Source organism: Janthinobacterium sp. GW823-FHT01H08, assembly GCF_058797855.1.
In genome coordinates this window covers 4089085-4101016 of record NZ_CM179504.1, presented here as the reverse complement: position 1 = coordinate 4101016, position 11932 = coordinate 4089085, and the positions used below count along the sequence as shown (strand labels likewise).

The 11932-nt window shown below is 62.6% G+C and carries 9 protein-coding genes; 6 read left to right on the top strand and 3 right to left on the bottom strand.

Annotated elements, in window-relative coordinates:
• Positions 1-25: 25 nt before the first annotated feature.
• From AC3RCG_RS18300 to AC3RCG_RS18290, 3 genes are all read right to left on the bottom strand, one after another.
• Positions 26-1354 (bottom strand): hypothetical protein, encoded by a 1329-nt coding sequence (locus AC3RCG_RS18300; protein ID WP_121669881.1) that lies wholly within the window; start codon positions 1352-1354, stop codon positions 26-28.
• 130 nt (positions 1355-1484) lie between these two features.
• Positions 1485-3614 carry a T6SS effector phospholipase Tle3 domain-containing protein gene (locus AC3RCG_RS18295; protein ID WP_492402713.1) on the bottom strand — a complete coding sequence of 710 codons (2130 nt, stop codon included), beginning with the start codon at positions 3612-3614 and terminating at the stop codon, positions 1485-1487.
• Between the two features lie 141 nt (positions 3615-3755).
• Positions 3756-4613 carry an MBL fold metallo-hydrolase gene (locus AC3RCG_RS18290; RefSeq protein WP_070313485.1) on the bottom strand — a complete coding sequence of 286 codons (858 nt, stop codon included), beginning with the start codon at positions 4611-4613 and terminating at the stop codon, positions 3756-3758.
• Positions 4614-4791: 178 nt separating this feature from the next.
• On the opposite strand from AC3RCG_RS18290, the gene AC3RCG_RS18285 reads away from it, so the two are divergent.
• The 6 genes from AC3RCG_RS18285 (at position 4792) to prpF (ending at position 11788) form a co-directional block, all read left to right on the top strand.
• Entirely contained in the window at positions 4792-5028 is a 237-nt protein-coding gene (locus tag AC3RCG_RS18285) for a hypothetical protein (protein WP_070220955.1), read from the top strand.
• Positions 5029-5150: 122 nt separating this feature from the next.
• Complete coding sequence (locus AC3RCG_RS18280; RefSeq protein WP_034751890.1) at positions 5151-5399, top strand: hypothetical protein; 249 nt, start codon at positions 5151-5153, stop codon at positions 5397-5399.
• Positions 5400-5728: 329 nt separating this feature from the next.
• On the top strand, positions 5729-6616 hold the full coding sequence (prpB, locus tag AC3RCG_RS18275) for a methylisocitrate lyase (protein ID WP_086136626.1): 888 nt from the start codon (positions 5729-5731) through the stop codon (positions 6614-6616).
• Between the two features lie 79 nt (positions 6617-6695).
• A complete protein-coding gene (gene prpC / locus AC3RCG_RS18270; protein ID WP_121669879.1) occupies positions 6696-7850 on the top strand; it encodes a bifunctional 2-methylcitrate synthase/citrate synthase in 1155 nt (384 codons plus the stop codon).
• Positions 7851-7873: 23 nt separating this feature from the next.
• A complete protein-coding gene (acnD, locus tag AC3RCG_RS18265) occupies positions 7874-10468 on the top strand; it encodes a Fe/S-dependent 2-methylisocitrate dehydratase AcnD (protein WP_492402985.1) in 2595 nt (864 codons plus the stop codon).
• A 120-nt stretch (positions 10469-10588) separates the two neighbouring features.
• A complete protein-coding gene (prpF, locus tag AC3RCG_RS18260; RefSeq protein WP_492402716.1) occupies positions 10589-11788 on the top strand; it encodes a 2-methylaconitate cis-trans isomerase PrpF in 1200 nt (399 codons plus the stop codon).
• The last annotated feature ends 144 nt before the right edge of the window (positions 11789-11932 follow it).

Sequence of the window (11932 nt, the reverse complement as noted above, 5' to 3'; positions counted from 1 at the left end):
CATGTCATGTGCGTCGCCTTCGGACTCAATCGGAATAACCCCGCATAGTGTCCGCCGCGTCGTGGCGGATACCCCACCACGGCAGGTAGGCATGGTTTTCGCCGCGCGCGCGGAACCACGGCTGGTCGTGCTTGATGGGGCGCACGATGGCCGGCGGCGACACCAGCACGCCAGTGACGCTGGCAGGATCGCTGGTGCCCGCCACCAGCACGGGCTGGCCGACGTGGTTGGCATGGGCGATGCCCAGAGCGACATTGGTCAGCGCCGTGCCGGCGCCCATTTCGCCCAGCAGGGCCGGGGTATTGAAAGTCTGCGGCAGGAAGTCGAAGCCCTGCACTTCCAGGCTCAAGGCATGCGCCAGCTGGCGCAGCCGGTCGGAGGAGGTGGGCAAGGTCTTGTTGGCGTCGTGGATGACGTAGCCGATCTCTTCTTCCGTCTTGCCGCCCTGGCGCGCCGCTTCGGCAAACACGGCCTGCCACGCCTGCACGGCGCGTGGCGGCTTGTCCTTGCCCGTTTCAAAATCGGCCACCTTGCGCGCGGCCGGATAGCCTATCCACGCCAGCGCCGCCCGCTCCGTTTTGTAATCAGGGCCGGCCAGCACCAGCAGCACGAGGTTTTCATTGATCTGCATGGTTTTTGGCCGGCTCGGCGCGTCCCAGTTCATGACCCATACGGTTTGCTGCGGATGCGCTTCCAGGTAGGCCAGCGCGGCTTGCAGGGAGACGAAGCCCGCATTGTTGCCGCCCAGGGTGATGCGCACGTCGGGCGGGGTGGCGCGGGTCCAGAGGGTGGGGAAGTGGGTGTTGCCGATGCTGAAGGTGTCGGTGATGGTTTGCTGCGTGAATTGGTGTACTTCTGCCAGATCGAATTTCCCTTCAGGCAGGGCATATTCCACGCGGATGCCTGCCAGTTCACGCCAGTTCTGTTTTTGATCCTTGGGATAGACGTGGTAGAAGTAGGTGGGGCTGGAATAGTAAATGTCGTGAAAATTGGTCATCAGCTCGCGCAGATACTTATGGTGATAGCCCTTGAACGTTTCCCTGCCATTGATATCGTGGGCAATGGGGGCGACGGCCTGCAGGGTGCTGAAACCCCTGGGATCCGTCCTGACCATATCGTCATTCTTGTTGGGTTTGGCCAGGCCGAGCGTCCAGAGCAACTGCCACTCGGTCGGATAGTCGAGCCGCTGCAGCGGATTGAGCCACTGCAGTCCCACCACTTGTGCCCGGAAAGGAACGTGGGCCGTGATTGGTGGGAGATCGTCTTCTTTCTGTGCAGGTTTCACGGCGCAGGCCGTCAATAGCGCAAACATGGAGAAAGCGGCGAGCATGGGCAGCGCGAGGAACTGTTTCATGAGGTCTCCAGGTGAATGGGCGTACTGGTGACCGGCATATTCCGGCCAGATGGACCAAAGTGCCAGGAAAATGACGAAGAGAAATGTGGTGAGCGCCCAGACCAGTCGCTGGCGCGGCGTGGCAATGAACTTACGCACCGTCAGTCCTCAGTGCAAAGTTGGTGGAAGGGTCGGCAGGCCTGGCATTCTGGCGCTCGTCAACGATGTTTTTTGGTTTTCTGGCAGGGCTGTCTTTGTCATTTGCCCATGTAAATAAAGATACATTTTTAAATGTGCCATTGTCGTAGTATTCAAAGAACTCTCCAGACTCGAAAGATGCGCCTTTCAACAGGCTCCAATCCGCCGCAACCCTTAATTCCTGCAGTTCCTCCCGCCTGATCGTGCACACCCCCACCGCCACGTCATACGCCAGCGCCTTTTCCGCATGCTCGGGATTGGTCATGATGGTCGAGTGATCGGTGGCGTGGGTGTCGATATTGGCGGCCAGGTAGCTCTGGATTTCGTTCTTGCGCCAGGCATTGAATTCCTTGCTAGCCTCCTCCGGCTCGTCCACCGCCGTCACAGTCTTGCCTTTTTCGACCCAGCCGTCGCGCCTGGCCTGCATGCGCAGCATGCCATTCTGTTCGTAGCGCAGCGCCGCCTCGGTCTGCGCATCGCCCTTGCCCTGGGAACGGTAGGGCGCAAACGCGTCATCGGCGTCGGCGGCGCGTTCCTTGTGCAGGGAGTCGGCGGGGGCATCGCAGTCTTCGTCAAATTGTTCGCTCGTATCGGCAAAGCGTTTCGAATGCGGCAGGAAGGGCTCGGGCAGCCTGGGCGCCTTCATCGGCAGCCGCCAGGTCTTGGGCGGCAGGGCGTTGATGCGCGTGCCGGCAGTCTTGGCGAGAATGATGACGATGGGCGCAAACAGAAAGGTCAGTATCTTGCGGCCGATGCCTTTGCTGGCCCGCATGCCCTTTTCGATCGAGTACTCGGCGACCAGCGAGCGCGGGTGCCAGAAATCGAGGCTGTCCGGCGTCAAGGGCTGGCCATTGCGCTGCCAGATATCGTAGTCCTTCTCATCTTCCTGGCCGACAAGGTGATTTTGCGCAAACACGCGCTGGGTGAAGATCCCTTCGCCGCCCGTATCGGCAATTTCCTGTGCCGACATGCCGCGCCAGCCTATGCCCTGCACGGGCGTGGCGGAAATCACCTGGTCGTGCGGATTAAAATACAAGGTAACCCGGCCATAGGTGGAGCCATGCAAGCCGTAGTCTGCGTGGTCGAACGCGGCCGTATAGCTGTCCTTGCGTGCAGGCTTGCGATTCGCGCTGCACTCGTCGACAAAGGCGGCATCCTGCTGCATTGCCGTGCGGGTGCGCAGGATGTTGAAAAACGCTTTCAAGGTTTGCGTGCGCGCCGCGTACTTTTGCCGGCCCGTATTGCCATGCTCATCCTTCAGATGGCCGCTGACCCAGTTTTCCGTGAAATTGCTGTCGAGCAGACTGTAGGGCGGGTTGCATAGCACATAGGAGTCGGCCACGGCAGAAGCGCCCAGCGTTTCGCCGAGAAAGGCGGCCGCCATGGCCACCATATTGCCCTGGCTATGGCAGACGATGGTGACGGGCGCATCGTGCTGGCATGCCCTGATCGATTGTACGAGACGCGCCAGGCGCCACGCGGCGAACACGAAATACGGGCGCGGCGGACAGGCATACACTTGCCGGTCATTCGTCGGGTTCATGTGCTGGATATGCATCCACAGGAACAGTTCCTCGGACAAGCCCTGGCCCCACAGCTCAGGCAGGGCGCTGCAGCCGTTGGCGAACGGCCCGCCGCCCCAGTAATTCTTTTCGTTGAGATAGATGCCGTCGCCGAATGCCTGCAATTCCTCGCCGTTGGCCTTGTAGCCCCAGCGAAAGCGGATCACGGGCGAATTGGCGTCGTCCGCCTGCAGGAAGGTGGTGGCATTGCGCTTGGGATTGAGGAAGCCGTCATCCGTCAGTTCGCGTGCGTAAGTGGCGGCCTGCATCTTTCCGGCGGCCGGGCCCGGGATCTCCAGGTCTTCGTCGCGGCGCTTCAGACGGGCATTCAGCCCGGCGCACAGGCCTTGCTCGGCCTGCTCATACCATTCACCGTCGGAATTGACGCCGTGCACAAAGATGACGATGCCGGGACGGGGCAGGCGCGTGACGGCCGCGAGCAACGCGTGGCTGAACAATGTCGTGCCTTCGGCTTCGGCCAGCAGCAGGCAATTCGTATCGAGCGTAGGGTCGGGCGACATGCGGGCGCTCCGTCAGCGTTAAGCAGGAAAAAGCGGCGCCAAAGTGAACTCAGGCAATCTGCACTGTATGCGGATTGCCTGAGGTGGAACTTGCGTGGTGTCAAGAAAGGAGGGGAGGCGGGCGGGCAGTGCCCGCAGGGATCAGATCGCGTTCAGCGGTATCTTGAGATAGCGCACGCCATTGTCTTCCGGCTCGGGCAGCTTGCCCGCGTTGATGTTGACCTGGATGGCAGGCAGGATCAGGGTCGGCATGTCCAGGGTGGCGTCGCGGCCCGTGCGCATGGCCACGAATTGCTCTTCCGTGATGCCGTCGCGCAAGTGGATATTGCTGGCGCGCTGTTCGGCCACCGTCACTTCCCAGCGCGGCGCGCGGCCGTTGGGCGGGTAGTCGTGGCACATGAACAGCCGCGTCTGCGGCGGCAGTGCCAGCAAGCGCTGCACGGAGCGGTACAGCAGGGTCGCGGAACCGCCGGGGAAGTCGCAGCGGGCCGAGCCTACGTCCGGCATGAACAGGGTGTCGCCCACGAAAACGGCGTCGCCGATCTGGTACGCCAGGTCGGCCGGCGTGTGGCCGGGCACGTGCAGCGCGCGTACTTCCAGTTTGCCGATATGAAACACCTGGTCTGGCGCGAACAGCTGGTCGAACTGCGAGCCGTCGGCCCTGGCGCCGTCCTGGTGGTAGACGGCGGCGAAGGCCTGCTGCACCGTCTGGATGGCGGCGCCGATGGCCACGTCGCCGCCCAGCTGCTGCTGCAGGTAGGGCGCGGCGGAAAGATGATCGGCGTGCGCGTGGGTTTCCAGCAGCCAACGGCACTGCAAGCCGTGTTCGCGCACGAAGGCGATCACCTTGTCGGCCGAGGCGGTGGAGGTGCGGCCCGCCTTCGGGTCGTAATCGAGCACGGAATCGATGATGGCGCAGTCCCGGCCATCGGCTTCGTAGACAACGTAGGTGACGGTGGCGGTGGTCGGGTCGAAGAAGGCTTGGATTTGTGGAGTCATCACGGCGGCAAGGGACGGGCAAGGGAATGGCATTATATCGCCAGAGTTCGCTAAAAAAATGCTGCAAATTGACATTTGACATGCGAAAAACAGATAAGCGGGCATGCATGCCTCCGTCGCAGTCGTGCGCACGCTCGCGCTTGCAGCATGGTAACCTCATTCTTCCAAGGAGGAATTCATGAACGATATCACTGCACGCAGCGAACAGTACCGCGGTTTTACGATTTCCGTGACCCCGCAAAAGGACAACGACGATTTATGGGATTTTACCTACCGCCTGCAGCGCGACGGTGAGCCGGAAGCGCAGGCGATCACGCGCAGCCGCACCCTGGGCGGCTACGCAGCGCCCGAAACCGCTTGCACGGCGGGCCTGGAAGTGGCCAGGACGGAAGTGGATAATCTGCTGCGTCCTTGAGCCAGCGTAAATCGTTTAGCCTGAAAGTCGGCCTGACCGCGCGCCGGCGCGTGAAACACGTCGCTAGCGGTCACGCTTCATGCTACGATTTCCAGTATTGAGTCAGTCAAAGGAGGCACCCCATGAATAGCAGTTCTAAAATTCACTATAAAGGCTGGGAAATCGTTCCCCTGGCCGTGCCCACCACCGATGGCAAATGGTCGGCCAGTTGCGACATCGAACGCGCCACGGCGGAAGGCCTGGAGGTGTTCGAAGGCTCGACCATGCAATTCGTGCGCGACGACGAGGAGGGCGCCATTGCCGCCGCCTGCGAAGAAGCCGTGCGCCAGATCGACAACATCATCGCCAATCCGCTGGTGCGGCTGGCCTAGTCCTTGAATTTCCAGCAAACCTGCAGCCGGCGCCCGCCGGCTGTTTTTTTATGCGCGTCGCCGGTGGCAGTCTCATATGTTTCATGTTTCAATGTTTCAAATGGAATGATTGAAACATATTTGAAACATCATTGGCCTGAATCGTGACATCGCTGTTCCCTGGCGTGACAACGCGTGCAGCGCCGATGCGTGGCCATTTCCCTGGTTTTCACTGTGCCGTGGTGCATTTTCCGCGCGAGCGCATGGTGCTGGCACGGCATTTGCAATATCAATGTTCATAGCCACTCCGTGAAACATTCGGGACCGTCCGAAACCCATAAGGTGAACACATGACTCAATACTCCGCAGGTGCCGCATTCCGCAAGGCCGTCCAGGAAGAATCCCCGTTGCAAGTCGTCGGCGCCATCAACGCCAACCACGCCTTGCTGGCCAAGCGCGCCGGCTATAAGGCCATCTACCTGTCCGGCGGCGGCGTCGCGGCCGGCTCGCTGGGCTTGCCCGATCTGGGCATTTCCAGCCTGGACGACGTGCTGACCGACATCCGCCGCATCACCGACGTATGCGACCTGCCGCTGCTGGTCGACGCGGACACGGGCTTCGGTTCCTCCGCCTTCAACGTGGCGCGCACGGTGAAATCGATGATCAAGTTCGGCGCGGCCGGCCTGCACATCGAAGACCAGGTGGGCGCCAAGCGCTGCGGCCACCGTCCGGGCAAGGAAATCGTCAGCAAGGAAGAGATGGTCGACCGCATCAAGGCGGCCGTCGATGCGCGCACGGACCCGAATTTCGTCATCATGGCGCGCACCGATGCGCTGGCCGTCGATGGCCTGGAAGCGGCACTGGAGCGCGCCGTCGCCTGCGTCGAAGCGGGCGCCGACATGATCTTCCCGGAAGCCATCACGGACCTGGACATGTACGCCACGTTTGCCAAGGCCGTCAACGTGCCGATCCTGGCCAACATCACGGAATTCGGTGCCACGCCGCTGTTCACGCTGGACGAACTGCGCAGCGCCCACGTGGGCCTGGCCCTGTACCCGCTGTCCGCCTTCCGCGCCATGAACAAGGCGGCGGAAAACGTCTACCAGGCGCTGCGCCGCGACGGTACGCAAAAGAACGTCGTCGACACCATGCAGACGCGCATGGAACTGTATGAATCGATCAACTATCATGATTTCGAGCAAAAACTCGACGCGCTGTTCGCCGCGCAAAAGAAATAAGTAAAAATTGCTAAAGAAGCCGGGACCGCATGCCGGTCCCGCAGTGACGCACCCGAGACTATTCAATCTGGAGAACACAATGACCGCACCGCAAGCCGCCACTTTCAAGCCTAAAAAATCCGTCGCCCTGTCCGGCGTCACCGCCGGCAACACGGCGCTGTGCTCGGTCGGCAAGACCGGCAACGATTTGCATTACCGCGGCTACGACATCCTGGACGTTGCCGACAGCTGCGAGTTCGAGGAAATCGCCTACCTGCTGGTGCACGGCAAGCTGCCAACCTTGGCGGAACTGAAAGGCTACAAGGCCAAGCTGAAGTCCTTGCGCGGCTTGCCGTCGGCAGTGAAAGCGGCGCTGGAAGCGCTGCCGGCCGCCGCCCACCCGATGGACGTGATGCGCACGGGCGTGTCCGTGCTCGGCTGCGCCTTGCCGGAAAAGGATGACCATAACGCGCCGGGCGCGCGCGACATCGCCGACCGCCTGATGGCGTCGTTCGGCTCCATGCTGCTGTACTGGTACCACTACAGCCATAACGGCAAGCGCATCGAAGTGGAAACGGACGACGACTCGATCGGCGGCCACTTCCTGCACCTGCTGCACGGCGAAAAACCCTCGGCGTCGTGGGAAAAAGCCATGCACACGTCGCTGATCCTGTACGCGGAACACGAATTCAATGCCTCGACCTTCACCAGCCGCGTCATCGCCGGCACGGGTTCCGACATCCACTCGGCCATCACGGGCGCCATCGGCGCACTGCGCGGCCCGAAACACGGCGGCGCCAACGAAGTGGCGCTGGACATCCAGAAGCGTTACGACAACGCCGACGAAGCGGAAGCGGACATCCGCGAGCGCGTCGCCAACAAGGAAGTGGTGATCGGCTTCGGCCACCCCGTCTACACGATTTCGGACCCGCGCAATAAAGTCATCAAGGAAGTGGCCCGTTCGCTGTCGCAGGAAGCGGGGTCGACCAAGATGTTCGACATCGCCGAGCGCCTGGAATCGGTCATGTGGGAAATCAAGAACATGTTCCCGAACCTGGACTGGTTCTCGGCCGTGTCCTACCACATGATGGGCGTGCCGACGGCGATGTTCACGCCGCTGTTCGTCATCTCGCGCACCTCGGGCTGGGCTGCCCACATCATCGAACAGCGCATCGACAACAAGATCATCCGCCCGAGTGCCAATTACGTCGGCCCGGAAGACCTGGAATTCGTGCCGATCAAGGACCGCAAATAATGAGCACCGCAATGAGTACCCCCATGAATACCCTGTACCGCAAACCCTTGCCGGGAACAGGGCTGGACTACTTCGACACGCGCGCCGCCGTCGATGCGATCGCCCCAGGCGCCTACGCCACCTTGCCCTACACCTCGCGCGTGCTGGCCGAAAACCTCGTGCGCCGCTGCGACCCGGCCACCCTGAACGCCTCGCTGAGCCAGTTCATCGAACGCCGCCGCGACCTCGATTTCCCGTGGTTTCCCGCCCGCGTCGTCTGCCATGACATCCTGGGCCAGACGGCCCTGGTCGACCTGGCCGGCCTGCGCGACGCCATCGCGGCCCAGGGCGGCGACCCGGCCCTGGTCAATCCGGTGGTACCCACGCAGCTGGTAGTGGACCATTCGCTGGCCGTCGAATGCGGCGGTTTCGACCCCGATGCCTTCGCCAAGAACCGCGCCATCGAAGACCGCCGCAACGAAGACCGTTTCGACTTCATCGACTGGACCAAGAGAGCGTTTAAAAACGTCGACGTGATCCCGCCCGGTAACGGTATCCTGCACCAGATTAACCTCGAGCGCATGTCGCCCGTGATCCAGGTGCAAAATGGCGTGGCCTACCCGGATACGCTGGTGGGTACGGATTCGCATACGCCGATGGTCGATGCGCTGGGCGTGATCGCCATCGGCGTGGGCGGCCTGGAAGCGGAAAGCGTGATGTTGGGCCGCGCCTCGTGGATGCGTTTGCCCGATATCATCGGCGTCAAGCTGACGGGTAAACCACAGCCGGGCATCACGGCGACCGACACCGTGCTGGCGCTGACGGAATTTTTGCGCAAGCAGAAGGTCGTTTCGTCCTATCTGGAATTCTTCGGCGAAGGCGCATCGCACCTGACCCTGGGCGACCGCGCCACGATTTCCAACATGGCGCCGGAATTCGGCGCCACGGCCGCCATGTTCTACATCGACGCGCAAACCATCAAGTACCTGAAGCTGACGGGCCGCGACGACGAACTGGTGAAACTGGTGGAGCTGTACGCCAAGGAGACGGGCCTGTGGGCCGACAGCCTGGTGGACGCCCAGTACGAGCGCGTCTTGACCTTCGACCTGTCGTCCGTCGTGCGCAATATCGCCGGACCGTCGAATCCGCACAACCGCGTGCCGACGTCGGAACTGGCCGCGCGCGGGATTTCCGGCGTGGTGGAAAACGAACCGGGCAAGATGCCGGACGGCGCCGTCATCATCGCCGCCATCACCAGCTGCACCAATACGAACAACCCGCGCAACATGATCGCGGCCGGTCTGATCGCGCGCAACGCGAACCGCCTGGGCCTGACGCGTAAGCCGTGGGTCAAATCGTCGCTGGCGCCCGGCTCGAAAACCGTGGAGCTGTATTTGCAGGAAGCGGGCCTGATGCCGGAACTCGAAGCATTGGGCTTCGGCGTGGTGGCTTTCGCCTGCACCTCGTGCAACGGCATGTCGGGCGCGCTCGACCCCGTCATCCAGGACGAAGTGGTGTCGCGCGACCTGTACGCCACGGCCGTCTTGTCGGGCAACCGCAACTTCGACGGCCGCATCCACCCGTACGCGAAACAGGCTTTCCTCGCCTCGCCGCCGCTGGTGGTGGCCTACGCGATTGCCGGCACCATCCGCTTCGACATCGAAAAGGATGTGCTGGGCCATGACGCGGACGGCAAACCGATTCTGTTGAAAGATATCTGGCCGTCGGACGAGGAAATCGACGCCATCGTCGCGTCCAGCGTCAAGCCGGAGCAGTTCCGCAAGGTGTATATCCCGATGTTCGCCGCGCAGGCGGATGACGGCATCAAGGTCAGCCCGCTGTACGACTGGCGTCCGCAGACGACGTACATCCGCCGGCCGCCATACTGGGAAGGCGCGCTGGCCGGCGCACGCCCCTTGAAAGGCATGCGTCCGCTGGCCGTCCTGGGCGACAACATCACCACCGACCACCTGTCGCCATCGAACGCCATCATGCTCGATAGCGCGGCCGGCGAATACCTGGCGAAGATGGGTTTACCCGAGGAAGACTTCAATTCCTACGCCACGCACCGGGGCGACCATCTGACGGCGCAGCGCGCCACGTTCGCCAACCCGACCCTGAAAAACGAGATGGTCATCGAGGACGGCAAGGTGAAGGCCGGTTCGCTCACGCGCATCGAGCCGGAAGGCAAAATCTCGCGCATGTGGGAAGCCATCGAGGTGTACATGGAGCGCAAGCAGCCCCTGATCATCATCGCCGGCGCCGACTATGGCCAGGGTTCGTCGCGCGACTGGGCCGCCAAGGGCGTGCGCCTGGCCGGCGTGGAAGCCATCGTGGCCGAAGGTTTTGAACGCATCCACCGCACCAACCTGGTGGGCATGGGCGTCTTGCCGCTGGAGTTTTTGCCTGGCGTGAACCGCAAGACCCTGGGCCTGGACGGCAGCGAAACCTACGACGTCGTGGGCGAGCGCACGCCGCGCTCCACCTTGACCCTCGTCATCCACCGCAAGAACGGCGAGACGGTCGACGTGCCCGTCACCTGCCGCCTCGATACGGCGGAAGAGGTGTCGATTTACGAGGCGGGCGGCGTGCTGCAGCGATTTGCCCAGGATTTCCTCGAATCTTCGAAAGCCGCGTAACGGTAGGTCGGATTAGCGCTTGCGCATAATCCGACCTTATCTGCCAAAACGCGCCAACAATGTGTCGGATTACGCGTGGCGAAGCCACGCTGATCCGACCTACCTCTTCCAGGAAAACTCATGACCCACGTACCCCAAATCAAGATCCCCGCCACCTACATGCGCGGCGGCACCAGCAAGGGCGTGTTCTTCCGTCTGCAGGATTTGCCCGCCAGCGCGCAAGTGCCGGGCGCGGCGCGCGATGCGCTGCTGCTGCGCGTGATCGGCAGCCCCGACCCCTACGGCAAGCAGATCGACGGCATGGGCGGCGCCACGTCGAGCACCAGCAAGACGGTGATTCTGGCGAAAAGCACGAAGCCGGAGCACGACGTCGACTACCTGTTCGGCCAGGTCTCGATCGACAAGCCTTTTGTCGACTGGAGCGGCAACTGCGGCAACCTGTCGGCCGCCGTCGGCTCGTTCGCCATTGCCAGCGGCCTGGTGGACGCGGCCCGCGTGCCTGCCGATGGCATCGCCACTGTGCGCATCTGGCAAGCCAATATCGGCAAGTCCATCATCGCCCACGTCCCCATGACGCAGGGCGAAGTGCAGGAAACGGGCGACTTCGAACTCGATGGCGTGACCTTCCCGGCCGCCGAAGTGAAGCTGGAATTTCTCGATCCGGCCGCGGACGAGGAGGGCGGCGATGGTGGCAGCTCAGCCATGTTTCCTACTGGCAACCTCGTCGATGACCTCGACGTGCCCGGCATCGGCGTGTTGAAAGTCACGATGATCAACGCCGGCATCCCGACGATTTTCGTCGATGCGGACGCCATCGGCTACACGGGCACGGAACTGCAGGACGCCGTCAATGGCGATCCGGCCGCGCTGGCCCGCTTCGAGACCATCCGCGCGCATGGCGCGCTGCGCATGGGCTTGATTTCTCATCTCGATGAAGCGGCGAAGCGCCAGCACACGCCGAAGGTGGCCTTTGTCGCCAAACCGGCCGGCTATGTGTCGTCGAGCGGGAAAAAGGTGGAGGCGGGCGACATCGACCTGCTCGTGCGCGCTCTGTCCATGGGCAAGCTGCACCACGCCATGATGGGCACGGCGGCAGTTGCCATCGGCACGGCGGCGGCTATTCCCGGCACCCTGGTCAACCTGGCGGCCGGCGGCGGACCCCGCAACTCGGTGCGCTTTGGCCACCCGTCCGGCACCCTGACGGTGGGCGCGCAAGCGCAGCAGGTCGATGGCCAATGGCGCGTCACCAAGGCCATCATGAGCCGCAGCGCGCGCGTGCTGATGGAAGGGCGTGTGCGCATCCCTGGCGACGCGTTTTAAGGCCAGGTAGGCCGATGCGCAGGCAGATCAGTTGATATTTCTGCTAGCAAAGAAACTGAACGGCAAGGAAAATGGGGGAGCGCCGGCCGCGATGCGTGCAGCGCAGACGCTGGCGACCTCCCATACTTCCCGACGGGTGAACTG

Excerpts from the sequence above, each read along its gene's own strand:
- AC3RCG_RS18300 (WP_121669881.1), bottom strand. The coding sequence starts at position 1,354 with ATGAAACAGTTCCTCGCGCTGCCCATGCTCGCCGCTTTCTCCATGTTT.
- AC3RCG_RS18295 (WP_492402713.1), bottom strand. The coding sequence starts at position 3,614 with ATGTCGCCCGACCCTACGCTCGATACGAATTGCCTGCTGCTGGCCGAA.
- AC3RCG_RS18290 (WP_070313485.1), bottom strand. The coding sequence starts at position 4,613 with ATGACTCCACAAATCCAAGCCTTCTTCGACCCGACCACCGCCACCGTC.
- AC3RCG_RS18285 (WP_070220955.1), top strand. The coding sequence starts at position 4,792 with ATGAACGATATCACTGCACGCAGCGAACAGTACCGCGGTTTTACGATT.
- AC3RCG_RS18280 (WP_034751890.1), top strand. The coding sequence starts at position 5,151 with ATGAATAGCAGTTCTAAAATTCACTATAAAGGCTGGGAAATCGTTCCC.
- prpB (WP_086136626.1), top strand. The coding sequence starts at position 5,729 with ATGACTCAATACTCCGCAGGTGCCGCATTCCGCAAGGCCGTCCAGGAA.
- prpC (WP_121669879.1), top strand. The coding sequence starts at position 6,696 with ATGACCGCACCGCAAGCCGCCACTTTCAAGCCTAAAAAATCCGTCGCC.
- acnD (WP_492402985.1), top strand. The coding sequence starts at position 7,874 with ATGAATACCCTGTACCGCAAACCCTTGCCGGGAACAGGGCTGGACTAC.
- prpF (WP_492402716.1), top strand. The coding sequence starts at position 10,589 with ATGACCCACGTACCCCAAATCAAGATCCCCGCCACCTACATGCGCGGC.